The organism is Paraburkholderia sp. JPY465, from assembly GCF_050436725.1.
Lineage (GTDB): Bacteria > Pseudomonadota > Gammaproteobacteria > Burkholderiales > Burkholderiaceae > Paraburkholderia > Paraburkholderia youngii.
The window spans coordinates 602204-626678 of sequence record NZ_JBNDMT010000003.1 but is presented as its reverse complement, the minus strand read 5'-3'; the positions used below and the strand labels follow the sequence as shown (position 1 = coordinate 626678).

Here is a 24475-nt window from a genome sequence, read left to right as displayed (position 1 = left end):
GCGCCGCCAGCGACGCCCTGCGCTACGCCGTCGCGCTCAGTAGCGAATGACCGAGGCGCCCCACGTGAAGCCGCCGCCGACGCCTTCGATCAGCACGTTCTGGCCACGCTTGATGCGGCCGTCGCGCACCGCGACATCGAGTGCAAGCGGAATGGACGCCGCCGACGTATTGCCGTGCTCGCCCACCGTGACGACCATGCGCTCCTGCGGCAGGCCGAGCTTGCGGCAGGTGCTTTGCATGATGCGGATATTGGCCTGATGCGGAATCAGCCAGTCGATCTGCTCGGGCTTCAGATCGGCTTTTTCCAATGCTTCGATTGCGACCTTCTCGAGCACGTTGACGGCGAGCTTGAACACCGCCTGACCGTCCATGTGCAGGAACGCGCTGCCGGCGACCACGCCGCCGTTGACGTTGCCCGGCGTGCACAGAATGTTCGAATGGTTGCCGTCCGCGTGCAGCGCGCTCGAGAGCACGCCAGGTTCGTCGGAGGCCTGCAGGATCACAGCGCCGGCGCCGTCACCGAACAGCACGCAGGTGGTGCGGTCGTTGAAATCGAGAATGCGCGAGAAGGTTTCCGCGCCGACCACGAGGGCCGTGCGATGCTGGCCAGTGCGAATCAGGCTGTCGACCGTCGCGACCGCGTAAGCGAAGCCAGAGCAGACCGCCTGCACGTCGAACGCGGCGCCCTGATTCTTGATGCCGAGCTTGTTCTGCAGCAGACAGGCGGTGCTCGGGAACACGAAGTCGGGTGTGGAGGTGGCGACGACGATCAGGTCGATGGACTGCGGATCGATGTCCGCCGCTTCGATCGCGCGCTGCGAGGCGATCAACGCTAGGTCGCTGGTCGTGACGTCCGGATCGGCGAAGTGACGCGCATGGATGCCCGTGCGCGCGACGATCCATTCGTCGCTCGTTTCGACACCTTGCCTGGCAAGACGCTCAGCCAGATCCTGATTGGTGACGCGGTTGGGCGGCAGACAGCTGCCGGTGCCCAGCACGCGGGAGTAGATTGTGGATTGAGCCATTATGCCTTCGAGGATTGCGCAGCGTAGGGCTCGGCCGGCTGGCCTGCGATCGGGCTTGCGTGACCCGCACCGCTTGCGTCGCGCGCCGCCTGTTCGAGAGAACCTGCGTTCTCTTCCATCGCTCGCGCAAGGCGCTCCAGCACGCCGTTTTTGACGGCATCATACCCGCGTTTGATAGCCCACTCAAACGCGTAGGCATCGGCGGAACCGTGGCTTTTGATCACGAGACCGCGCAAGCCGAGCAGCGCAGCGCCGTTGTATTGCCGATGGTCAACGCGTTTCTTGAAGCGCATCAATACCGGCAGCGCGAGCACCGCCATCACCTTGGTCAACCACGAACGGCCAAACTCTTCCTTGATGATGTTGGACAGCATCTGCGCGAGACCTTCCGACGTCTTCAGCGCGACATTGCCGACAAAGCCATCGCAGACGATTACGTCGACGGTGCCCTTGTAGATGTCGTCGCCTTCGACATTGCCATGAAAGTTCAGTGTACTCGCACGCAGCAGTTCGCCGGCGCGCTTGATGATGTCGTTGCCCTTGATGACTTCTTCGCCGATGTTGAGCAGGCCGATGGTGGGCCGTTCTTTTCCTTCGAGCGCGGACACGAGCGCGTGCCCCATCTCGGCGAACTGCAGCAGGTGCTGCGGCTCGCAGTCGACGTTGGCGCCCAGGTCCAGCATCATCGTATAGCCGGTGGGATTGGGCAGGGCGAACGCGATGGCCGGGCGTTCGATGCCCGACAGCGTTTTCAGCACATAACGCGAGACGGCCATCAGTGCGCCGGTGTTACCGGCGGAAATGCAGGCTTGCGCCTCGCCTTCCTTGACGCGATTCAGCGCCACGCGCATCGACGAATCTTTTTTCTTGCGCAGCGCGACCTCGACCGGATCGTCCATCGCGACGACCTCGGTAGCAGGCACGACGGTCAGCGCCGGCAGATCCTGAGCCTTGAGCTTCTTCAGCTGCGCACGAATCGCACTTTCAATGCCGACGAGCAGCAACTGCGCATCGGGATGCGAACGAACGAAGTTGACGGCAGCGGGAACGGTCACGGACGGGCCGTGGTCGCCTCCCATGCAATCTATCGTGAGCTTTACTGTCATGGAGTGCGACGAATTTCAGACACAAAAAAGCGGCAGTTGAATGCCGCCTTTTTGCCGAACCGGGAAAATGTCAAGCGAGCCGATCGCTACGCGAAACGCCACAGGGCGCATCGCAGTCGACGATTAGTCGTTCTTCGTCTTGACTACTTTCTTGCCGCGATAGTAGCCGTTCGGGCTAATGTGGTGACGCAGATGCACTTCGCCCGTGCTCGGCTCGACGGCCAGCGGCGCTGCCGTCAGGAAATCGTGCGAACGGTGCATGCCGCGCTTCGACGGCGACTTCTTGTTTTGTTGAACTGCCATGACTAAAACTCCAAAAAATTTTCCGAATTCTAACACAGCCCGATACGGACTTAACCACTGGCCGAATGGCCAATGCGCCAGCATCGCGCCCCCTGCAACTATTCAGTGCTTCTTGCCGCCCGGTTCGTCGCGTTTCAAACTCTCAAGCGCCGCGAACGGATTGGGCCGCTCGCTGGATTGATCCGGCTCGCCGACATCGCCAGCTTCGTGCTGCGCGGCTTCGTCACCCTCCCCTTCACTGCCGTCCGCGCCCGAAACAAGGCTCTCGTGCACTTCAGGACAGACCTCGTGTTTGGGCACGAGCGGCAAGGAAAGCAGCAACTCTTCTTCGATCAAGTCGATGAGATCGAACTGGCGCGAGCCCACGATCACCTCGACTTCATCCTCGTCGAGCGGAAACTCTTCGGCTTCCGCCTCCGTACTGACGATCCGGTAAGTTGCATCGACGTTGAACGACTGCGAATACGGCGTCAAGCACCGCTGGCATTCGAGCCACGCGGCACCATGAATCGCCAGCCGCAGATAAGGCTGGGGACCTTCGGTGCCGTCGTCCTGCAATTCCGGCTGCGTCGTCCCTTCGGCCTGCCATGTGAACGCGGTGTCGCGGTCTGGCGCTTCCGCCGGGACTTCGTTTAACATGCGCGGCAGTTGCGAGACGCGCACGACACCCGCGGCCTGACGCCCACTCCGCGCAAATTCGAACAGATCGAGTTCATGCGGGTCGGACAGACCTGCAGGTTTGCCAGGATGTTGAGTCATGTGCGCTCCTGCGTCGGCAAGCAAGTTGCCGGGGTGATTCGCGGAGGACGATCAGATCCGCCGCGAAGATAATCCGGTGTGCGAGGCAGCCAGTGGCCGTTGCGTTCAACCTCGCCGAGCTTTCTTCGACCTTCCGGCTGCCGAAAAATTGGCGAACGCGCAAGACCCTTCAAGCGTAAGCATACCGTGAAAAGCCCAAAATCATATCCGTTTTGTCTTTTCGAGTCAAACACTTAAGCCCGTACGCACACGAGCCTCGCGCGACCCCGTACGACCCGCCTCTTCCGTTGCCCGCAAACCATGTCAGATTCCCCCAAACGCCCGCCACGCCTGATTCTGGCGTCGAGTTCGCAGTATCGCCGCGAGTTGCTCGAACGCCTGCGCGTGCCGTTCGACATCATCGTACCCGCGATCGACGAAACCCCTCTCGCCGGCGAAACGCCCGAAACCACTGCGCTGCGCCTCGCCGAATCCAAAGCCCGCGCGGTCGCCCGAGGCCTCGCCACCACCGAACCCGCTCTCGTGATCGGCTCCGACCAGGTCGCCACCTACGACGGCCTGCAGATCGGCAAACCCAGCACGCATGACAGGGCGCTTGCGCAATTGCAGGCGATGCGTGGTCGCGAGGTGCTGTTCCATAGCGCACTATGTCTGTTCGACAGCGCGACGAACAGCGCGCAGACCGTCGACGTGATCACCCGCGTCCGCTTTCGCGACCTGCCGGACGCGGCGCTCGACGCCTATCTGCGCGCCGAAACACCCTACGACGTGGCCGGCAGCGCCAAATCCGAAGGACTCGGCATCGCGCTGCTGGAGGCGATCCATTCCGACGACCCGACCGCGCTCGTCGGCCTGCCGCTTATCGCGTTATCGCACATGCTGCTCGCGGCCAACTATCCGCTTCTGGGTGCATGATGACCGGTACGCTCTATCTGATTCCGAACACGCTCGGCGAAGGCGACGCAAGCGCACTGGAGCTGGTACTGCCCGCGCCCGTGCGCGCCCGTGCGGCGTCGCTTCACTATTACATTGGCGAAAACGCGAAAACCACGCGCGCGTTCCTGAAAAAAGTCGGCACCGAACGGCCGATTCAGGAGATCGAGATTCGCGAACTGAACGTCAATACGCCGGCTGGGGAAATCGACAAGCTGCTCGCGCCGCTGCTCTCGGGCACCGACGCTGGCCTCGTCTCCGAGGCTGGCTGCCCGGCAGTCGCGGACCCGGGCGCGCTACTTGTGCGACGCGCGCACGAGCGCGGCGTGAAGGTCGTGCCGCTGGTCGGGCCGAGTTCGATCCTGCTCGCGCTTATGGCGTCGGGGCTGAACGGCCAAAGCTTCGCGTTTCACGGATACCTGCCCGTCGACGCGGCCGAGCGCGCCAAACGTCTGCGCGATCTCGAGCAGCAGTCGCGCAAGAGCAAGCAAACGCAGATCTTCATCGAAACGCCGTACCGGAATCGCGCGTTGCTCGATACGTTGCTCACGACCTGCGCGCCGTCGACGCTCGTGTGCGTGGCCGCCGATCTGACGCTGCCGAGCGAAGTCATCGCAAGCCGGAGCGTTGCGGACTGGAAAAAGAAGCCGGAGATCGAACTCCATAAGCGGCCGGCGATTTTTCTGATTCTGGCGGCCTGAGCGCGGCCCCGGCCGGGCGGCGAACAGCAGGCCGCCCCGAAGCCTGCACGCAAGACAAAGCCCGCGCGATCGGCCAAGCCGACCCGCGGGCTTCTTTCCTTACTGCGGGTTCAACGCAGGTTCATTTTCGCGCCGAGCGCCATCGCCCGAACCGCGCCGGCGCCGACCGCGGCGCCGAATTTGCGCGCAACGCGATCCGTGATGCTCTCCTTTACCGTGTAATCGACGATATCCGGTGCCTTGAAGATCTCTCGCGCAACGTAATCCGCATTGCCCAAACCGTCCGCGAGGCCCAATTCGACGCTCTTCTGCCCCGTCCAAAACAGACCCGAGAACATGTCCGGTGTCTCATGCAGCCGCTTGCCGCGCCCCTGACGCACCGCGTCGATGAACTGCGCGTGGATCTGATCGAGCAAAACCTGCGCATGTTCGTCCATCTTCGGCGTCTCAGGCGAGAACGGATCAAAAAACCCTTTGTTCTCTCCCGAGGTGTGCAGCCGGCGCTGAATCCCCAGCTTGTCCATCAGACCAGTGAAACCGAAGCTGTCCATCAAAACGCCGATCGAACCGACGATGCTCGCCTTGTCGACATAAATCTTCTCCGCGGCCGCGGCCGCGTAGTAACCGCCGGACGCGCACATATCCCCAACTACGACATACAGCGGAATAGACGGATATTTCCCGCGCAAACGCCGAACTTCGCTGTTGATAATGCCCGCCTGGACCGGACTGCCGCCCGGGCTATTGCAATAGAGAATCACCCCCGCGGTATTGGAATCTTCGAATGCGGAATCGAGGGCAGTGTTGATATCTTCTGCGTTCGCGTTCGTATCCGTCGAGATCTCACCGTCAAGCGACACCATCGCCGTATGCCGGCCGGTAGTGGCGACCCGCTCGCCCGAAAAACTCAGCACACCCCACACTACCAGTGCGAGGACTCCGAGGAACAGGAAGCGGAAAAAAATCCGCCAGCGCCGCGCGGCGCGTTGCTCATTGATCGCGGCGAGCGCGATGCGCTCGAGAGCGGCACGCTCCCAGCCGGGCCGGTCGGCGGGCGCACCCGAGCGGTCTCCTGAGGCAGGGTCCTTTCCGGGGGTCAAATTGTCGGACATGCGGACAGTGGATAAATTGGAGAGGAAATCAGCGCGTGACGGGCAGCAATTCGTCGTCAGGCAACCAGAATACCGCACGGCCCTCAGGCGTATCGCGTTCCTCGACCTGCAGGGCACGCAATCTGCCTCCACGACATGGACCACCGACGCATTTGCCGGTATCCGGCACGTAAATCGCGCCATGTGTCGCGCACATCAAGTATAAGCCGGACGATTCGAAGAACTGCCCTTCCTGCCAGTCGAGTTCCACCGGCACGTGAGCGCAGCGGTTCAGATAGCCGTAGGCGCGGCCATCATAGCGGACGAAAAACACCACGGCATCCTGCCCGCCGAGCCGCGCGTCGCGCCGGATGCCCTCGCCCCCGTCGATCAGCTCCTCGGCCGCGCAAATGCGCACCGCCTGCGCAGCCGCGGCCGTCGCAGCATTCACGCCGCCGGCGCTCATGCGTTCTCCCGCAGCCAGCTGGACAAATCGCTGATGCTCGAAGCAACGAACTTCGGCGACATCGCATTCAGCGAATTCGCCGGATGCGCGCCGTAAGTCACGCCGATGCCCGCCACGCCGGCGTTGAGCGCCATCTGCAAGTCGTGCGTCGTATCGCCGATCATGACCGTGCGCGCCGTATCCTGCCCCAACTCACGGGTAAGCTCGTGCAGCATTGCCGGATGGGGCTTCGAGAAGGTTTCGTCGGCGCAACGCGTGCCGTCGAACAGGCTCGTCAGACGTGCCTGATCGAGCGCGCGATTGAGCCCGACGCGACTCTTGCCGGTCGCGACCGCGAGCAGATAGCCGACATCGCGCAACTCCTGGAGCATCTCGCGCACGCCGGGGAATAGCTCGGTGGTCTGATCCTTTACCAGAAAATGAAAGCGGTAACGCTCAGAAAGCCGCGAATAGTCGGCCGGATCGAGCGTCGGCGCGGCGATCTGCAGTGCGTCGCGCAGGCCCAGGCCGATCACATAGCTCGCGGCTTCGTCGGCGGGTACCGGCAGGCCGAGATCGCGACACGCTGCCTGGATGCTGCGCGTGATATGCGCGGTCGAATCCATCAGCGTGCCATCCCAGTCAAACACGATCAGGTCAAATTGCTCTCTAGCCATGCAAGGTCGTCTCCGGGTTGGACCCAGTGCGTAGTTCGTTGAGTTGTTCTATAAAGCCGCGGCAGTCGGCCGGCAGCGGCGCCTCGATTTGCAACGGCGCGCCGGTGGCCGGATGCGTGAGCTTGAGCCGGTAAGCGTGCAGAAACATACGCTTGATCCCGGGCTTCGCGTTCGCGCGGGAAAGAGCCTTGTTAAGCGCGAAATCACCGTATTTGGCGTCGCCGACGATCGGTAGTGCCAGATGCTGCAAATGCACGCGAATCTGGTGCGTGCGCCCCGTCTTTAGTTCTGCCTCCAACAGCGCGTATTCCGGCCAGCGGTCGACCAGATTGAAGATCGTGTGCGACGCGAGCCCATCGGCCTGCACGCGCACGCGGCGCTCGCCGTCGGCGGTCAGGTACTTGTGCAGCGGCTCCTTCACCGCTCGACGGCGCCCCCAGTCGCTTGCCCATTCGCCGTGCACGCAAGCGTAGTAGCGCTTGTCCATCCGGTTGTCGCGGATCTGCTCGTGCAGATTGACGAGCGCCGCGCGCTTCTTCGCAAGCATCAGGATGCCCGAGGTCTCGCGATCCAGCCGGTGCACGAGTTCGAGAAACTTCGCCTGGGGCCGGGCCTCGCGCATCTGCTCGATCACGCCGAACGCAACTCCGCTGCCGCCGTGGACCGCGACGCCGGCTGGCTTATCGATCACCAGCAAATGCTCGTCTTCGAACAGAATGCGAAAGCCCGCCGCGGGCACGGGCACCTGGGCTACGGCCTGATTCGGCTGGGCGATGCGGATCGGCGGCACACGCACCAGATCGCCCAGTTCGAGCCGGTATTGCGCATCGATCCGGCCCTTGTTGACGCGCACTTCGCCGCTACGCAGGATGCGGTAAATATGGCTTTTCGGCACGCCCTTGCAGACGCGCAGCAGGAAATTATCGATGCGCTGACCAGCCGATCGGTCGTCGATTTCGATCAGCGAAACCTGGTCGCCTGAAACCGAGCCTTCGACCGCGCCTGCAACCGATCTCTGGGATGTTTTGCCTAACTCTTTCATTCTGAATATAATTTGCCCAGCAGTCCGCGACGGCCGGCGCAGTGTCCGCACAGCGTACGGAATGCGAGTGGATTGCGGCGAGCGCAAGCGATAAACCGTTATTTTACTTGCGCCGGGGTCTGGTTGCTCGCCCTGAAAATGAGATGCAACAAGTTGCACGCACGAAGTCAGCCCCCGGCAGGGACGGCGCCCGCAGGCGCGTTCGGCCAAGGTCGGCTTCGACGGTAACGGAATTTTGGTAAAAAAGAATTTAGCTTCCAGCTTCGTGATCCGGGTGGTATGACGCCCTGCTGGACGAAGCTGCAAGTCGCGAAAATACGGCGTGCGCCCGAGGCGTCTTGTAGAAAGTACAAGACATGGCGACGTCAAAAGAAAGGCGAGACACCCCCAGCAGGAAAAGACGCGCCGCCTGCGCGAACTTCCCGTTGCGGCATGACCGCGGACTTCGGCCCTCCGCTCGTGCGCCTAGTTGGCGCGCCGGCTTCACAGGACGAAGACTTATGAAGGTCTGCTGGCTAAACGCGGCGTGTCAGGCCATGATTTGAAGCCGTGTTCGCATGTGCCCTGCGGCACCGTGCCCATCTTTTAATCGGGCCGGGCCCTCTCAGGCAATTCTCCCGCCATCTTTCCCGCTCCAGCGTGCTTGTGAAAACACAATAAGACGCGGCACGCCTGCCCTTTACGCTCTCGCGACTGACAACCGCGCAGCCGGGCCGGCGAGGCCGCTCTGGAGCCGTTCAATGAAACGAATGTTGTTCAATGCGACGCAGCAGGAAGAACTGCGCGTCGCCATCGTCGATGGGCAAAAACTCATCGACATTGACATCGAAACCGCCGGGCGCGAACAGCGCAAAGGCAATATTTACAAGGGCATCATCACGCGCATCGAGCCGTCGCTCGAGGCCTGCTTCGTCAACTACGGCGAAGACCGCCACGGCTTCCTGCCGTTCAAGGAAGTCGCCCGCCAGTACTTCCGCGAAGGCGTCGACATGCGTTCCGCACGCATCCAGGACGCGCTGAAGGAAGGTCAGGAACTGATCGTCCAGGTCGAAAAGGAAGAACGCGGCAACAAGGGCGCAGCCCTGACCACGTTCATCTCGCTCGCCGGCCGCTATCTGGTGCTGATGCCGAATAACCCGCGTGGCGGCGGCGTGTCGCGCCGGATCGAAGGCGACGACCGTCAGGAACTGCGCGAAACCATGGCGCAGCTGCAACTGCCGGAAGGCATGAGCATCATCGCGCGCACGGCTGGTATCGGCCGCAGCGCCGAAGAGCTGCAGTGGGACCTGAACTACCTGATGCAGCTGTGGCGCGCGATCGAAGCCGCGTCGCAAAGCGGCACGGCCGGCCAGCCGATGCTGATCTATCTGGAATCGAGCCTCGTGATCCGCGCGATTCGCGACTACTTCCAGCCCGATATCGGCGAAATCCTGATCGACACGACCGAAATCCATGACCAGGCGCGCGCCTTCATGGACATCGTGATGCCGGACAACGTCGGCAAGGTGAAGCGCTACCACGACGACGTGCCGCTGTTCTCGCGTTTCCAGATCGAGCACCAGATCGAGACCGCGTACTCGCGCACGGTGCCGCTGCCGTCGGGCGGCGCGATCGTGATCGACCACACCGAAGCGCTCGTCGCAATCGACGTGAACTCGGCGCGCGCTACCAAGGGCGCCGACATCGAGGAAACCGCCGCGCGCACGAACCTCGAAGCCGCCGACGAAGTCGCCCGCCAGCTGCGTCTGCGCGACCTGGGCGGCCTGATCGTGATCGACTTCATCGACATGGAATCGGCCAAGAGCCAGCGCGAAGTCGAGCAGCGACTGAAAGACGCGCTGAAGCATGACCGCGCCCGCGTCCAGATGGGCAAGATCTCGCGCTTCGGCCTGATGGAGCTGTCGCGCCAGCGTCTGCGCCCGGCGCTCTCGGAAGGCAGCCACGTCACGTGTCCGCGTTGTAACGGCACGGGTCACATCCGCGATACCGAATCGTCCGCGCTGCAAGTGCTGCGGATCATTCAGGAAGAAGCGATGAAGGAAAACACCGCCGCGATCCACTGCCAGGTGCCGGTCGAAGTGACCGCCTTTCTGTTGAACGAGAAGCGCGCCGAAATCAACAAGATCGAGTCGCGTTTCAAGGTCAACGTCGTGCTGATCCCGAACAAGCACCTCGACACGCCGCACTACAAACTCGAGCGTCTGCGTCACGACGACGCGCGCCTCGACGATCCGCGCGCATCGTGGAAGATGGCCGAAGAAGCGGCCCGCGAGCTCGAATCGGAAACCGGCTACAGCAAGCGCACCGAGGAAGTGAAGCCGAAGCAGGAAGCGGCGGTCAAGGGCATCACGCCCGAGAAGCCGGCTCCGAGCGCACCGGTCCGCCCGGCGGCCACCCCCGCTCCGGTCGCGGTGACACCGGCCAGCGGCGGCTTCATTGGCTGGCTGAAGAATCTGTTCGGCATGCAGCCGGCTGCTCCGGCACCTGCCGCGCCGGCCACGGCCGACAAGCAGGGCCGTCCGCAACGCGGCGAACGCACCGAGCGCGGTGAGCGCACGGGCGAGCGCGGCGGCGATCGCAACCGCAATCGCCGTGGCGGCGCAGGGGGCCGCGACGCGGCAGCGCGTGGCGAAGGCGTCACCGGCGGCCGTCAGGCGCAAGGTCAGCAGCCGTCGCAGCGTCGCGAGGAACGGGAAGGCCGCGAGGCACGCGAGGGCCGTGAGCCGCGCGCGCCGCGTGAGCAACGCGAACCGCGTGAGGCTCGTGAAGGCCGCGAACCGCGTGAGACTCGCGAGCCGCGTGAAGCACGCGAACGCGACACCCGCGGCGCCGAGCGCGTGGAAGCCGTCGAAGGCACGGCACGCGCCGAACGTCAGGAACGCGGTGAGCGCCGCGAGCGTGGTGAACGCGCTGAACGCGTCGAGCGTGGCGAGCGTCGCAAGCCGCAGGCGGAAGCCGCCGCGGCGCTAACCCAAACCGACACGCAAGCCGCCGACGAACTCGCGCGCAACCGCGCCGCAGCCGGTGAAAACGGCGTGCCGGTCGACCAGGAAGCGGTCGCGCGTGACGGTGAAGAGCGTCGTCGTCGCCGTCGCGGCCGTCGTGGTGGTCGTCGCGAGCGTGAAGAGGACGTGAATGGCAACCTCGCGGCGGACGTCGCGGAAGCGGAAGGTGACAACGTTGCCGCCAGCGACGAAGCGCCGGTGCGTATCGAGCAGCCTGTCGAGCACACGCCTGCGGCCAGTGAAGCGAAGGACGTGACCCCGGTCGAAGTGGTGGTCGCCGCTGTCGCAACGCAAAGCGCCGTCGTCACCGAACTGCATGCGGCAGCCGAAACGCCGGCTCTCGCCGCGGAAAATGCCGCGAAGACCGAAAAGGTCGTGCCGGTCGAGCAGGCTCCGGTGGCGGCGCAACCGGCTATCGAAACGCCGGCGCAAGCAGAGCAAGCCGCGCCGGCCGCGAGCGAACCGGTCGCGCCGGTTGCCCCGGTCGAACCTGCCGCACATGCCGAATCGCCGGCAGTCGAGCCGGCGCTGGAAGCGCAACCGGCCGTCCCGAGCGAACCGCAAGCCGCCCCGGCTGCGCTCGACACCGCGGCTCCGGCCACGATCGTCGAGGCACCGGCAGCCGTGCCGGCACCGCAGGCCGAGATCGTCGAGCCGCAACCGGTCGTCGCACCGGAACCGGCCGTGGCCGAACCGGCGCACGTCGCTGCGGCCCCGCAGCCGGCGCCCGTGCGCAGCGCAGCGCCCGCCGCCGCATCGGCCGATGCATTGCAGCCGATCCTCGAGCAAGCTGGCCTGATCTGGGTGAACACCGACGCCGACAAACTGCGTGCCGCGCAGGAAGCGGCGGCGCAGACGGTCAAGCCGCCGCGCGTCGTCCGCGAGCGCAAAGCGCTGCCGCCGGTCGACAACACTCCGATGCAACAGGTCGAGACGATCAAGCATCCGCAGTAAGCCGCGTCGTTGTACGTGAAAAAGCCCGCCCTTCCCGGCGGGCTTTTTTTTGGGACGTTTTGTCCTGGCCGCAAGGCGCGCCACGTCGCTCCCCGTATACCCCGACAACGCGCGCCGTCCGCCTGCCATCACGGGCATTTCCGATAGAATTAATCATCCGCGATCCGTTCAAGCCTCTGACGAAGCACTCCATGCCACGACGCATCATCCCTGTTGCCGATCTCAGCGCGGCGCCGGTCATCACCGGCCCAGTGCAGGCGCCTAGCGGCGCGCTGCACGATGCGCTCGCGCGTCCGCTGCACGACCTGCGCATCTCGGTGACGGACCGCTGCAACTTCCGCTGCGTCTACTGCATGCCGCGCGCGGTGTTCGACAAGGACTATGCGTTCCTGCCGCACAGCGCGCTGCTGAGTTTCGAGGAGATCGAGCGGCTCGCGCAGCAATTCGTCGCGCATGGCGTCGAGAAGATTCGCCTGACGGGCGGCGAACCGCTGCTGCGCAAGAACCTCGAGTTCCTGATCGACCGGCTCGCCCGCTTGAGCACCCCTGCCGGCCGCCCGCTCGATCTCACGCTGACCACCAACGGCTCGCTGCTCGCGCGCAAGGCGCGCAGCCTGAAAGACGCCGGCCTCACGCGCGTGACCGTCAGCCTCGACGCGCTCGACGACGCACTGTTTCGCCGCATGAACGACGCGGACTTCGCGGTCGCCGACGTGCTCGACGGCATCGCCGCCGCTCAGGCGGTCGGGCTCGCCCCGATCAAGGTGAACATGGTCGTCAAACGCGGCACCAACGACGGCGAAATCGTCCCGATGGCGCGTCATTTCAGAGGCACGGGCGCGGTGCTGCGCTTCATCGAGTACATGGACGTCGGCACCTCGAACGGCTGGAACATGACCGAAGTGCTGCCTTCCGCCGACGTCGTCACGCGCATCGCCGAGCATTTCCCGCTCGTTCCGCTCGAAGCGCACAGCGCCGCCGAAACCGCGCAACGCTGGGGTTATGCCGACGGCGGCGGCGAGATCGGCGTCATTTCGAGCGTCACCCGCGCGTTCTGCGGCAATTGCACGCGCGCGCGTTTGTCGACCGAGGGCAAGCTGTACCTTTGCCTGTTCGCATCGGGCGGGCATGACCTGCGCGCGCTGTTGCGCGGCGGTGCGAGCGATGCCGAGATCGCCACCGCGATCGCCGAAATCTGGCAGGGCCGCAGTGACCGCTACTCGCAGCTGCGCGGCAGCCAGCCGGCCGATTCGAGCGAGCCGGCCGGGCGTCGCGTCGAAATGTCCTACATCGGCGGCTGAGCGGCCGGCGCATGTCCATCCCCCGCGAACAGATCACCGGCCTCGTGCTTGCGGGCGGGCGCGGCACGCGCATGGGCGGCGTCGACAAGGGGCTGCAGCCGCTGCACGGTGAAGCGCTCGCCGCTCACGTGCTACGACGCCTCGCGCCGCAGACCGGCCCGCTGATGATCAGCGCGAACCGCCATCCCGACATCTATGCCGCGCTCGGCGCGCCGTATCGCGCGACGGTCGTCGCTGATCCGCTGCCCGACTTTCCCGGCCCGCTCGCCGGCATGCTCGCCGGACTGCGTGCCGCCGGCACGGCCTACCTGCTGAGCGCGCCCTGCGATTCGCCGTGGCTGCCGGCCGACCTCGCCGTGCGCCTCGCTGATGCGCTCGACGCGAACCACGCCGATATCGCGACCGTCACCACCGTCGACACTCATGGCGAAACTTCGCTGCACCCAGTGTTCGCGTTGATGCGCACCGCCGTCGCGGACGACCTGGCCGCCTGTCTGGCCGCAGGGGAACGCAAGGTCCGCGCGTGGTACGCGCGCCACAAGACGGTCGAAGTCGTCTTTGCCGACGAGCGCGCGTTCTACAATGCCAACTCGTTACAAGAACTCGCCGACCTCGAACGTAATCGAGGCCCCGGCTGACATCCGCTCCGGCCGCACGGCAATAGCCGCGCCCGTCTCCGGTCGCGACGCCCAGCCATTCATGACCACGCTCAACGACTTTTCACGCTGCGTCGCGCAGTACGATCCTCATGCGCTACCCGTCCCGGCCGCTCAGGCGATCGTCCGGCAGTGGGCGACGCCCGTGGCGGCCGTCGAGCGCGTGGCGTTGCGCGATGCGCTCGAGCGCGTGCTCGCCGCCGACATCGTGTCGCCGATCGACGTGCCCGCGCACGACAACTCCGCGATGGACGGTTACGCGTTTAATCACGCGGCGCTCACGGCCGGTATGCGAGGCGGCGCGGACAGCGTCGAGCTGACCGTCGCCGGCAAGGCGCTCGCGGGCCATCCGTTCACGGGCCGCGTCGCGGCGAACCAGTGCGTGCGCGTGATGACGGGCGCCTGCATACCCGCCGGCTGCGACACCGTCGTGCCGCAAGAGCGGGTCGAGCGCGACAGCGCAGATTCCCCTTCGATCCGCTTCGCGGCCAGCGCGGTCGCGGCGGGCGCGAACCGCCGTCGCGCCGGCGAAGATCTCGCGCGCGGCCACGTCGCGCTGCATGCCGGGCGCATCGTGCGCGCGTCGGACCTCGGCCTGCTCGCGTCGCTCGGCATCGGCGAAGTCAGCGTGCGGCGGCGTCTGCGGGTTGCGTTCTTTTCGACCGGCGACGAGCTGCGCTCGCTTGGCGAGCCGCTCGACGCCGGCTCGGTCTACGACAGCAACCGCTACACGCTGTTTGCAATGCTGCGGCGCCTGAACGTCGACGCGCTCGATCTCGGCGTCGTGCGTGACGAGCCGGCCGCGCTCGAAGCCGCGCTGCGCAGTGCCGCGGCCAATGCCGACGTGGTGCTGACTTCGGGCGGCGTGTCGGTCGGCGAAGCGGACTTCACGAAGCAACTGCTGCAGACTTTCGGCGACGTCGCCTTCTGGAGTCTCGCGATGCGCCCCGGCCGGCCGCTCGCGTTCGGCCGCCTGTGGTCCGGCGCCCAGCCAGGGCTCGGCAAACCTGCGTTATTCTTCGGCCTGCCCGGCAATCCGGTCGCCGTGATGGTGACGTTCTATCAGATCGTGCGCGAAGCGCTGCTGCTGACGGCCGGCGCGACGCCACGGCCATTGCCGGTGATTCACGCGACGAGCCGCGTGGCGGTGAACAAGCGCGCGGGCCGCACCGAATTCCAGCGCGGCATCGCCGAACAGGACGCGCACGGACACTGGCACGTGAGCCCGACCGGTTCGCAAAGCTCCGGCGTGCTGAGTTCGATGAGCGAAGCGAACTGCTTCATCGTGCTCGGCCACGACGAGGGCGAAATCGACGTCGGCGATCGCGTGTCGATCATGCTGTTCGACGGTCTCATCTGACGTTCCAGGCGGCGCATCGATCGCACGACATCGGCACTACATCAGCATCTGATCCGCACTCCACCCACTACCACTACTAAGACACACTGGGGTTTGACTTACATGAAAAAACAGATCTCGTTCATCGCACCAGGACAGACGGCCAAAGCGCTGATCCTCGTGTATCTGACGTTCTCGGTGCCGATCGTGCTGCTCGGCGTGGTGGTCGCTTTCGTTCGCTATGGTTCGGTGGAGCTGAGCACGGTATTTAGCGCGCTGCTGTTGAACGCGATCCTCGGCTTCGTGCTGTTGTGGATCGCGTGCCACGCCTACAACTGGGTCGCGTCGCGCTTCGGCGGTATCGAAATCCATCTGGCCGACGCACCGGAAGAAGCGTGACGGGCGATGCGCTGGCGCGTCGGGCCAAAAGAGCCCGGATTCCAGCGCTTCACCCGTCATTGCTCATCGGGTTCCACACCCGACAGCGCATCCCCAAGCAACCCGCTCGCCTCCTCGCCCGGTAACGCCTCGACGTCGCGCAGTTTGCGGTTCATCATGCGCGTACGCGTTTCGGCGGCCTCGATCGAACGTGTGACGGTTTCGAGCTGCGCCTTGGTCTTCGCGAGCACGTCGCCGAATTTGCCGAACTCCGTCTTCACCGCGCCGAGCACCTGCCACACCTCGCTCGAACGCTTTTCGATCGCGAGCGTGCGGAAACCCATCTGCAGACTGTTGAGCAACGCGGTCAGCGTGGTCGGCCCCGCAATCGTCACGCGATAGTCGCGCTGCAGCAGATCCGAGAGCCCCGGCCGGCGCAGCACTTCGGCGTACAGGCCTTCGGTCGGCAAAAACAGCAGCGCGAAGTCGGTCGTATGCGGCGGCGCCACGTACTTCTCCGCGATGGTGCGCGCCTCGGCGCGAATCCGCACTTCGAGTGCGCGCGATGCTTCCTCGACCGCAACGGGATCGGCGCGCTCCTGCGCTTCGATCAGCCGCTCGTAATCCTCGCGCGGGAATTTGGCGTCGATCGGCAGCCATACCGGCGTATTCGCGCCGCCGGGTTCCGGACGCCCCGGCAGTCGAATCGCAAACTCCACGCGATCACCGCTCTTCGGCACGGTCGCAACGTTCTTCGCGTATTGATCGGCGGTGAGCAGTTGTTCGAGCAAGGCTTCGAGCTGCACTTCACCCCACGTGCCGCGCGTCTTCACGTTGGTCAGCACGCGCTTCAGATCGCCGACACCGGCCGCCAGCGTCTGCATTTCGCCGAGCCCGCGATGCACCTGTTCGAGCCGGTCGGACACCAGCTTGAACGATTCGCCGAGCCGTTGCTCTAGCGTCGCATGCAGTTTTTCGTCGACGGTGCGGCGCATCTCCTCGAGCCGCGTCGCGTTGTTCGCCTCGATGTCCTTCAGACGCTGCTCGATCGTCGCGCGCACTTCGGCGAAGCGCCGGTCGTTCGCCTCGGTCAGTTGGCCGAGTTGCAGGCTCAGCGTGTCGCCGAACTGCTTGAGCGAGCGGCCCTGCTCGTCGCGCGCCTGCTGCGCCTGCGCCTGCAGGCTGTGACGCACGGCATCGAGCTGCTGCGCGAAGCCGTCGATCTTGCCCCCCTGCACCGTGGTCATGCTGCTGAACTGCGCGGCGAGGGTCTGCTGAAACTGCGCGAAGCCGCCGCTCTGCTCGGTGCGCGACACGCGCGCGGTCTCGGCGATGTCGTTGCGCAGTTGCCGCTCGAGCCGCTCGGCGGTATGCACTTGGGCGTCGACGACGGCATCGACGCGTGCGTTCAGCATCTCGAACTGCTCGTGCTGCTCCGTGCGGTCGTGACCGCGCATCAGCAAGGCCAATGCGATCACGAGGGCGACCGCCAGCACCGCGACGGCCGCCACCAGAATCATCGTCATGAACGCGCCTTGCCGATCACGTCGGGGTTGATCGGATTCGGCGGCTGACCGGCGCGCGGTCCTGCGCCGAGCCCGGCGATCAGATTGTCCGCGGCGAGGTTCGCCATCGCGCGGCGAGTGGTTTCGGTCGCGCTCGCGATGTGCGGCGTCAGCACGACGTTCGGCACGCTTAGCAGCGCCGGATGCAGATTCGGTTCGCCCTCGAACACGTCGAGACCAGCGGCCGCGATGCGCCTGTCGCGCAGCGCTTCGGCCAATGCCGCATCGTCGACGATGCCGCCGCGCGCGATGTTCGTCAGCGTCGCGCTCGGCTTCATCAGCGCGAGTTCGGCCGCGCCGATCGTGTGGTGGTTGTCTTTGGTGTACGGCAGCACCAGCACGACGTGGTCGGCGCGCCGCAGCAGATCCTCTTTCGACACGTATTCCGCGTTCAGCTCGGCCTCGATTTGCGGCGCGACGCGCGAGCGGTTGTGATAAATGACTCGCATATTGAAGCCCTGCGCGCGACGCGCGAGCGCCTGGCCGATGCGGCCCATGCCGATCACACCGAGCGTCGAGCCGTACAGGTCGCTGCCGAGGAAGCCGTCGTAGCTCCACTTCTGCCAGAGTCCCGCGCGCAGCCAGTGCTCCGACTCGGCGATGCGGCGCGCGGCGGCCATCATCAGCGCCCAGCCGAAGTCGGCGGTCGATTCGTTCAGCACGTCCGGCGTGTTGGTGCCGAGCACGTTCGCCGCGTTGAACGCGGCCATGTCGAAGTTGTTGTAGCCGACCGCCATGTTCGACACGACGCGCAGACGCGGTGCCGCGGCGAGCACGCTCGCGTCGATCATCTCGCCGGCCGTCAGAGCGCCGTCCTTGTCCGCGAGACGGCGCTTCAGCTCGTCGGCGGGCAACACGTCGCCCTCGTTCCAGTCGACGTCGAAGTATTGTTTGAGCCGCTCGATCACATCGGGAAAGATCGAACGGGCAACGAGGATTTTCTGCATTGCAAGTCTCCGTATCGCACGCCGAGGGAGTGCCTCGGCGTTGCAGAGTCAGCGTCCAAAAAAGAGCCAGCCGGTGAGCGCGAACAACGGCAGCAACATCGCGCCCGACCAACCCATATACGCGAAAAAGCTCGGCATGCGCACGCCGCGCGATTGCGCCATCGCCTTCACCATGAAGTTCGGCGCGTTGCCAATATAGGTGTTCGCACCCATGAACACGGCGCCGGCTGAAATCGCCGCGAGCGTGGTTGCTCCGGTGGTCATCAACGTCTGCGCGTCGCCGCCGGCCAGGTTGAAGAACACGAGGTAAGTCGGCGCGTTGTCGAGAAACGAAGATAGCAGGCCGGTCGCCCAGAAGTACATGATGTCGCGCGGTTCACCGGACGGATCGTTGACCAGATGGACGATGCCCGCGAACGCGCCGGCATCTCCCGCGCGCAGGATCATGATGACCGGCACGATCGTCACGAAGATGCCGGCGAACAGTTTGGCGACTTCCTCGATCGGCGCCCAGTTGAAGTCGTTACCGGCACGGGCGGCGCGCGGCGTCCACGCGAGCGATAGCAGCGTGACGACAATCAGCGCGGCGTCGCGCACGATGTTTTGCAACGCGACGTGAGTGCCGAGCACGTCGAATGTGATTTGCGGGCGCCACAGTCCGCTCATCAGCACGAGCGCGATCGCCGCGGCGAGCAGCACGAAATTGATCTTGCCGTCGATGCCGAGCGGCGCGCCGTCGGGCGTCGGGTCGAGGAAGGCCGAACGTGCCTCCTCGCGCTGGTGAAAGTAGTACGAGTCGAGCGCGTAGAAAGCGGCGAGCAGCATGCCGCTCACGAACAGCATCGGAGCCGCCAGATGCGTGGTGGTCCAGAAAAAACTCACGCCTTCGAGAAAGCCGAGGAAGAGCGGCGGATCGCCGAGCGGCGACAGCGCGCCCCCAATGTTCGCGACTAGGAAGATAAAGAACACGACCACGTGGGTCACATGGCGGCGATTGTCGTTGGCGCGCAGCAGCGGGCGGATTAGCAGCATCGCCGCGCCGGTCGTCCCCATCACGCTCGCGAGCAACGTGCCGAGCGCGAGAATCGCGGTGTTCAGGCGCGGCGTGCCGTGCAGATTGCCGCGTACGCAAATGCCGCCCGCGACGGTGTAGAGCGCAGTCAGCAGAATGATGAACGGGATGTACTCGTCGAGCATGGCATGTGCGAGCGCGCCTAGCGCGGCGCTCGTGCCGAAGCTCACGGCGAACGGCACGATGAACGCGAGCGCCCACGCCGCGGCGATCTTGCCGTAATGGTGATGCCAGAAGGCTGGCGCGATCAGCGGAAAGATCGCGATCGACAGCAGCACACCCGCGAAGGGCAAGCCCCACAGCGCAGACAAGCGCGCACCGTCGAGCGTCGCGGCATGCACGGACGGCGCGCACAGCGCGAGCGTGGAGGCAACGGCGAGCCACAGGCTCAGACGACCAGACTGTGAACTCATGCCGATACAGGACTTGCCACGGTTTGCCAGCGCACATACGACAGATACCGCGTGCTTCGCATATGCGTTAGCAAGTCGCCGCCCGACGCGTTCAAGCATCCTGCACGACGATCGCATGCACCCGGTAAGGGCCGTGCGCGCCCAGCACGATGGTCTGCTCGATATCGCCGGTGCGCGACGGCCCCGACACGAAATTGACCGCACGCGGCAGCTCGCCGCGTTCCTTGCGGATCAGGCCGAACGCCTCCTCATGACCCGCGACGATGCGCGACGCCGGCACGATCGCGATATGCGTCTCCGGCAGCAGCCCGGCCGACGCATACGTCTCGGGTCCGGAGAGCAACACGAGCGTGCCGGTCTCCGCGGTCGCGCAGAAGCAGCCGGTGAGGCCAACCACGTCGTTGTCCTGGGGTTTGCGAAATTCAACGGCGAGGCCGGCTTCGGCCCACGGCAGATCGCGCAGCGTTTGCCATCCGATGGCCTGCAGCGGCAAGCCGTGTTGGGTCAGGTAGCGATGCGCGGCGGCGGGCACATCGGCGAGGGTTTGAACGGTGTCGACGGTGGTCGACATCTTCTGCGCTTCTTCGATGAACTGTGCGCGCAGATCGACGGGGATGTCCGGACGCGGACCGGCCGGATGACGCGCGAGATAGTCCGCCGCGGCTTCGCGCTCGGCGGCGCTCGGCTCGGGCTCGCGCCCTTGCGCGGCGCGGATACGCGCCAGGATGTTGCGGCGGGCAATCGATGTGTCCATGGGCGAAATCCTCGTGTCGACAGCCGTGCGATATGGCGAGGATTATACCGGCGGCCTTGCAAGCAAACACCCTGGCCGAACGGCATATTGCCGGGCGTCGAGAGTGCGGCGACACTGTTCCCTACACCACCCCGAACGCGAGCCGATCATGAACAGGCGATGAACCGAAAAGCAGGCCGCGAAGCGTGCTACTTGGCCGCCTCTTCTTCCGGCTGCGCGATGCCGAACACCTGGCGCAGATACGCGAGATACGCCTTGTCCTCGCACATGTTCTTGCCCGGCGAGTCCGACAATTTCGCGACAGGCTGACCGTTGCAGCGGACCATCTTGATCACGATCTGCAGCGGGTTGTAGCCGAGGTCGTTGGTCAGATTGGTGCCCACGCCGAACGCGAGCTTGCAGCGGCCGCGGAAGCGCTCGTATAGCTGCAGCACCTTCGGGATATCGAGCGCGTCGGAGAACACGAGGACCTTGGTGCGCGGGTCGCAGCGATTCGCCTCGTAGTGCTTGAGCAGGCGCTCGCCCCAGTCGAACGGATCGCCGGAATCGTGGCGAGCGCCGTCGAACAGCTTGCAGAAGTACATGTCGAAGTCGCGCAGGAACGCCTGCATGCCGTACACGTCGGAGAGCGCAATCCCGAGGTCGCCGCGATATTCCTTCGCCCACATCTCGAAGCCGAAGATCTGCGAGTCGCGCAGCCGCGGACCGAGCGCCTGGCAAGCCTGCAGGTACTCGTGCGCCATCGTGCCGAGCGGCGTCAGGCTGTGCTTCATCGCGTAGAAGACATTGCTCGTGCCGGCGAACTGCTCGCCGAGGCCGTCCTTCAGCGTGAGGATCACCTCCTCGTGCCATTGCTTCGAGAAACGGCGGCGCGTGCCGTAATCGGCGATCTTGCAGTCGGCGTATTCGGGACGCGCGCCGAGCAGTTGGATCTTGTCGAGCAGACGGCCGCGACCTACGTGATAGTCGGGCGTTTGCTGCGTGTTGCGGAAATACACTTCGTTGACGATCGCAAGCACCGGGATCTCGAAGAGGATCGTATGCAGCCACGGCCCCTTGATGTCGATGTCGATTTCGCCATTGCCCTTCGGCGACGGCGTGATCGAAATGTACTTCTCGTTCAGATGGAACAGCGCGAGGAACTCTATGAAGTCGCCCTTGATGAAGCGCATGCGGCGCAGATAGTCGAGCTCGTCGTCAGTGAAACGCAGCTCGCAGAGCTTGCGCACTTCGTCGCGAATCTCGCCGATGTACGGCACCAGATCGACGTTCGGCGTGCGGCAGCGGAAGCGGTACTCCACGTTCGCGGCGGGAAAATGATGCAACACCACCTGCATCATCGTGAACTTGTACAGATCGGTATCGAGCAGCGAAGTAATAATCATGATGGTACGAACTGGACCGCTGAAAAAACGAAAAGGGCTCACGGCACCCTTGCAACGGACGCGCTGAGGCGAGCGGCGCGCCAACCTGACGCATGTTACCCGAATGCGTCCGCATCCATCGTGCCACCGGCCTGCGCCGGTTGTCCGGGGCCGCTCGCGGCACCCCATAAACTAATCACAAAAACATATAAGACGCATGGGCCGATGTTTCATCTGCCTGTTGACGTTAAGTTACAATAACTCTTTTGGCGTCCGCGCCTTCCCTGATTCCGCATGCAGGAGCTGCCTGAATGACTCACGTTGTGACCGAAAGCTGCATCAAGTGCCGCTATACCGACTGCGTCGATGTGTGCCCGGTGGACTGCTTTCGCGAAGGTCCCAACTTCCTCGCGATCGACCCCGATGAATGCATCGACTGCGCTGTGTGCGTGGCCGAGTGCCCGGTGAACGCCATCTATGCCGAAGAAGACGTGCCGGGCGACCAGCAGGACTTCATCGCGCTGAACGCCGACCTGGCGAAAACGTGGCCCAGCATCACGAAGACCAAGGCGCCGCTGCCGGAAGCCGAGGAATTCAAGGACGTGAAGGAAAAGCTCGCGCTGCTCGCGCGCTGAGCGTGGCCGCCTGTCGCGCGCCTGCCCATTCAGATTTGATGAAGATGCGCGCAGGGGTATTGACAGGCGTTTAAGCCGCCTCTACAATTTCGCTTCTCTGCTGTTGTTGTTCTGTTCCTCGATAGCTCAGTCGGTAGAGCGCCGGACTGTTAATCCGTAGGTCCCTGGTTCGAGCCCAGGTCGAGGAGCCAAGAATTGCAAAAGCCCGTTAACCAAGACGGGTTTTTTTATGTAGATCAAGTTGTACTGCTGTTCCTCGATAGCTCAGTCGGTAGAGCGCCGGACTGTTAATCCGTAGGTCCCTGGTTCGAGCCCAGGTCGAGGAGCCAAAATATTGAAAGGCCCGCATCCGTGCGGGCCTTTTTGTTTTTGCGCGCCGATCATCCCCTCACGCGCGCCGAACGCCGTTATAGGATGGCAGCTTCACGGCGCACGTTTTACCCTCCGGCGCCGGCTCACTCCAGACACTCAACCGGCACGCTCATGAAATCCACCTCGCTACACATCGCGCTCACGGGGATCGGCGCCCTGCTGCTCTCGTCGGCGCACGGCGAAGAAATCGCCAGCGTCAATACGAATTTTCACGTTACCGGCTCCGATCGTGTGGTCGTCGAAGCCTATGACGATCCCGCCGTGCAAGGCGTTACCTGCTACGTGTCGCGGGCGCGGACCGGCGGCGTCAAAGGCACGCTCGGAATCGCCGAAGATCCTACCGAGGCGTCGATCGCGTGTCGCCAGGTCGGGGAGCTGCATTTCACCGGCCCCATCAAGCAGAAGGACGACGTGTTCTCGGTCAGCATGTCGCTGATCTTCAAGTCGCTGCACGTGGTGCGAGTAGTCGACACGAAGCGCAACGCGCTGGTCTATCTGACCTACAGCGACCGTGTGGTCAGCGGCAGTGCGAAAAACAGCGTGAGCGCCGTGCCGATGCCGACCGGCACGACGATTCCGCTCAAATAACGCAAGTATCGTCAATTGACGGCGCGAGCGGCACGCGGCGCGACGCTGCGCGCCCGCGCGCCCATCGCCGTGCACACCCACGACACCACGACGCGTTAAACTGACCGGTCCTGCCGGACTTTCGTCATGACCGCCACCCCTCGTTTCCGCGATTCCGCCCGCTACTGGCGCACGCCGCTCCTGCCCGGCGCGGATCTGCTCACCGCCGAATATCACGACCACGAGTTCGCGCCGCATTGGCACGACGCCTACACGATCCCGGTGATCGTCGCGGGTGCGGAATGCTATCGGTATCGCGGCGAGAACCATGTCGCCGAAGCGGGCAGCGTGCCGATCATCAATCCGGGCGAGTTGCATACGGGGTCGAAGGCGGTCGAGGCAGGCTGGCGGTATCGCGTGATGTATGCGCCGGTCGAGTTCCTCCGCGCGCTTGCCGACGAAGTCGCCGGGAAACCGCAGGCCTTGCCGTGGTTTGCGCCCGGCGTGATCCGCGATCCCGATCTCGCGATGCGGCTCGGGCACGCGCACCGTCTGCTCGAAGCCGGCGACGACGCGCTCGCCGCCGAAGCCGCGATGCTCGACGCACTGTCCACCTTGCTGGTCCGCTATGCGCAGACGCGCCCCGCCTCCGCGCGCGTCGCCACCGACGATACCCGCGTCGCACTGATGCAGGAGCGGCTGACCGGCGACCTCGTCGAACCGGTGACGCTCGCCGAAGTCGCGAAGTCCGCGGGTCTGTCGCCGTTCCACGCGGCGCGGCTGTTCACGCAATCGACCGGCCTGCCGCCTCATGCGTGGCGCAATCAGGTGCGCCTGCAGCGCGCGCTCGCGCCGTTGCGCGCCGGCGTCCCGGTGACCGACGTCGCTGCCGCGAGCGGCTTCACCGATCAGAGCCATTTCACGCGGCATTTCCGGCGCATGTTCGGCGTGCCGCCGGGCCAATGGCAGGGCACACAGCGCGGCTCGTAACGCGACGCGGCACCGCCGTCGCGTGCGCCGCGCGCGGTGAGCATCGAGCCACAATTCACCGGCCTTCGCCAGCCCTTCAC

Annotated in this window: 23 protein-coding genes and 2 tRNA genes; 12 read left to right on the top strand and 13 right to left on the bottom strand. The window is 64.7% G+C overall.

Annotated elements, in window-relative coordinates:
- Positions 1-36 precede the first annotated feature (36 nt).
- The 4 genes from QFZ94_RS17500 to QFZ94_RS17485 all read right to left on the bottom strand — a co-directional run bounded on the left by QFZ94_RS17500 (position 37) and on the right by QFZ94_RS17485 (position 3194).
- Complete coding sequence (locus QFZ94_RS17500) at positions 37-1026, bottom strand: beta-ketoacyl-ACP synthase III (protein WP_429458458.1); 990 nt, start codon at positions 1024-1026, stop codon at positions 37-39.
- On the bottom strand, positions 1026-2132 hold the full coding sequence (gene plsX / locus QFZ94_RS17495) for a phosphate acyltransferase PlsX (RefSeq protein WP_013090058.1): 1107 nt from the start codon (positions 2130-2132) through the stop codon (positions 1026-1028). The genes QFZ94_RS17500 and plsX overlap by 1 nt, the downstream gene beginning before the upstream one ends.
- Before the next feature lie 123 nt (positions 2133-2255).
- Positions 2256-2435 carry a 50S ribosomal protein L32 gene (gene rpmF, locus QFZ94_RS17490; protein WP_006401275.1) on the bottom strand — a complete coding sequence of 60 codons (180 nt, stop codon included), beginning with the start codon at positions 2433-2435 and terminating at the stop codon, positions 2256-2258.
- A 102-nt stretch (positions 2436-2537) separates the two neighbouring features.
- Complete coding sequence (locus tag QFZ94_RS17485; protein WP_429458456.1) at positions 2538-3194, bottom strand: DUF177 domain-containing protein; 657 nt, start codon at positions 3192-3194, stop codon at positions 2538-2540.
- Between the two features lie 300 nt (positions 3195-3494).
- Here QFZ94_RS17485 and QFZ94_RS17480 point away from each other — a divergent pair, with 300 nt between their 5' ends.
- Together QFZ94_RS17480 and QFZ94_RS17475 are read left to right on the top strand one after the other, a co-directional pair.
- Complete coding sequence (locus QFZ94_RS17480) at positions 3495-4109, top strand: Maf-like protein (protein WP_429458454.1); 615 nt, start codon at positions 3495-3497, stop codon at positions 4107-4109.
- Positions 4109-4828: an SAM-dependent methyltransferase gene (locus QFZ94_RS17475; protein ID WP_429458452.1), complete on the top strand. Its 720-nt coding sequence runs from the start codon at positions 4109-4111 to the stop codon at positions 4826-4828. The genes QFZ94_RS17480 and QFZ94_RS17475 overlap by 1 nt, the downstream gene beginning before the upstream one ends.
- Before the next feature lie 110 nt (positions 4829-4938).
- On the opposite strand, the gene QFZ94_RS17470 is transcribed toward QFZ94_RS17475, so the two are convergent.
- Genes QFZ94_RS17470 through QFZ94_RS17455 form a run of 4 tightly spaced genes read right to left on the bottom strand, consistent with a single transcriptional unit; the run spans position 4939 to position 8083 of the window.
- Complete coding sequence (locus tag QFZ94_RS17470) at positions 4939-5940, bottom strand: S49 family peptidase (protein WP_410849570.1); 1002 nt, start codon at positions 5938-5940, stop codon at positions 4939-4941.
- Positions 5941-5968: 28 nt separating this feature from the next.
- On the bottom strand, positions 5969-6385 hold the full coding sequence (locus QFZ94_RS17465; protein WP_429458450.1) for a Rieske (2Fe-2S) protein: 417 nt from the start codon (positions 6383-6385) through the stop codon (positions 5969-5971).
- The gene (locus QFZ94_RS17460; protein WP_176105449.1) at positions 6382-7041 is read right to left on the bottom strand and encodes an HAD-IA family hydrolase; all 660 of its coding nucleotides are present in this window, start codon (positions 7039-7041) and stop codon (positions 6382-6384) included. Before QFZ94_RS17460 ends, QFZ94_RS17465 begins: the two co-directional genes overlap by 4 nt.
- Positions 7034-8083, bottom strand: a complete 1050-nt coding sequence (locus QFZ94_RS17455) for an RluA family pseudouridine synthase (RefSeq protein WP_429458448.1) — start codon at positions 8081-8083, stop codon at positions 7034-7036. Before QFZ94_RS17455 ends, QFZ94_RS17460 begins: the two co-directional genes overlap by 8 nt.
- 740 nt (positions 8084-8823) lie before the next feature.
- On the opposite strand from QFZ94_RS17455, the gene QFZ94_RS17450 reads away from it, so the two are divergent.
- The 5 genes from QFZ94_RS17450 to QFZ94_RS17430 all read left to right on the top strand — a co-directional run bounded on the left by QFZ94_RS17450 (position 8824) and on the right by QFZ94_RS17430 (position 15737).
- Positions 8824-12042 (top strand): Rne/Rng family ribonuclease, encoded by a 3219-nt coding sequence (locus tag QFZ94_RS17450; protein WP_429458446.1) that lies wholly within the window; start codon positions 8824-8826, stop codon positions 12040-12042.
- A gap of 191 nt (positions 12043-12233) precedes the next feature.
- Positions 12234-13343: a GTP 3',8-cyclase MoaA gene (gene moaA, locus QFZ94_RS17445; protein WP_429458444.1), complete on the top strand. Its 1110-nt coding sequence runs from the start codon at positions 12234-12236 to the stop codon at positions 13341-13343.
- 11 nt (positions 13344-13354) lie between these two features.
- Entirely contained in the window at positions 13355-13981 is a 627-nt protein-coding gene (gene mobA, locus QFZ94_RS17440) for a molybdenum cofactor guanylyltransferase MobA (RefSeq protein WP_429458442.1), read from the top strand.
- A 61-nt stretch (positions 13982-14042) separates the two neighbouring features.
- Positions 14043-15359: a molybdopterin molybdotransferase MoeA gene (gene moeA / locus QFZ94_RS17435; RefSeq protein WP_429458440.1), complete on the top strand. Its 1317-nt coding sequence runs from the start codon at positions 14043-14045 to the stop codon at positions 15357-15359.
- A gap of 102 nt (positions 15360-15461) precedes the next feature.
- The gene (locus tag QFZ94_RS17430; RefSeq protein WP_008923126.1) at positions 15462-15737 is read left to right on the top strand and encodes a hypothetical protein; all 276 of its coding nucleotides are present in this window, start codon (positions 15462-15464) and stop codon (positions 15735-15737) included.
- 56 nt (positions 15738-15793) lie between these two features.
- Here the strand turns inward: QFZ94_RS17430 and QFZ94_RS17425 are convergent, their stop codons facing one another.
- From QFZ94_RS17425 to pncB, 5 genes are all read right to left on the bottom strand, one after another.
- The gene (locus QFZ94_RS17425) at positions 15794-17242 is read right to left on the bottom strand and encodes a DNA recombination protein RmuC (protein ID WP_429458438.1); all 1449 of its coding nucleotides are present in this window, start codon (positions 17240-17242) and stop codon (positions 15794-15796) included.
- A complete protein-coding gene (locus QFZ94_RS17420; RefSeq protein ID WP_368586545.1) occupies positions 17239-18228 on the bottom strand; it encodes a 2-hydroxyacid dehydrogenase in 990 nt (329 codons plus the stop codon). Before QFZ94_RS17420 ends, QFZ94_RS17425 begins: the two co-directional genes overlap by 4 nt.
- A 48-nt stretch (positions 18229-18276) precedes the next feature.
- Positions 18277-19713, bottom strand: coding sequence for a sodium:proton antiporter (locus tag QFZ94_RS17415; RefSeq protein ID WP_429458436.1), 1437 nt, complete (start codon positions 19711-19713; stop codon positions 18277-18279).
- A gap of 91 nt (positions 19714-19804) precedes the next feature.
- Positions 19805-20467 carry a LutC/YkgG family protein gene (locus tag QFZ94_RS17410; RefSeq protein WP_429458434.1) on the bottom strand — a complete coding sequence of 221 codons (663 nt, stop codon included), beginning with the start codon at positions 20465-20467 and terminating at the stop codon, positions 19805-19807.
- Between the two features lie 188 nt (positions 20468-20655).
- On the bottom strand, positions 20656-21852 hold the full coding sequence (gene pncB / locus QFZ94_RS17405; RefSeq protein WP_176105439.1) for a nicotinate phosphoribosyltransferase: 1197 nt from the start codon (positions 21850-21852) through the stop codon (positions 20656-20658).
- A 290-nt stretch (positions 21853-22142) separates the two neighbouring features.
- Here pncB and fdxA point away from each other — a divergent pair, with 290 nt between their 5' ends.
- The 5 genes from fdxA (at position 22143) to QFZ94_RS17380 (ending at position 24395) form a co-directional block, all read left to right on the top strand.
- Positions 22143-22466, top strand: coding sequence for a ferredoxin FdxA (gene fdxA / locus QFZ94_RS17400; protein ID WP_429458432.1), 324 nt, complete (start codon positions 22143-22145; stop codon positions 22464-22466).
- A gap of 115 nt (positions 22467-22581) precedes the next feature.
- Positions 22582-22657 (top strand) — tRNA-Asn (locus QFZ94_RS17395).
- A 62-nt stretch (positions 22658-22719) separates the two neighbouring features.
- Positions 22720-22795: transfer RNA gene (locus tag QFZ94_RS17390), tRNA-Asn, on the top strand.
- A 154-nt stretch (positions 22796-22949) separates the two neighbouring features.
- Positions 22950-23426: a CreA family protein gene (locus QFZ94_RS17385; RefSeq protein ID WP_368586549.1), complete on the top strand. Its 477-nt coding sequence runs from the start codon at positions 22950-22952 to the stop codon at positions 23424-23426.
- Positions 23427-23552: 126 nt separating this feature from the next.
- A complete protein-coding gene (locus tag QFZ94_RS17380; RefSeq protein WP_368586550.1) occupies positions 23553-24395 on the top strand; it encodes a helix-turn-helix transcriptional regulator in 843 nt (280 codons plus the stop codon).
- The last annotated feature ends 80 nt before the right edge of the window (positions 24396-24475 follow it).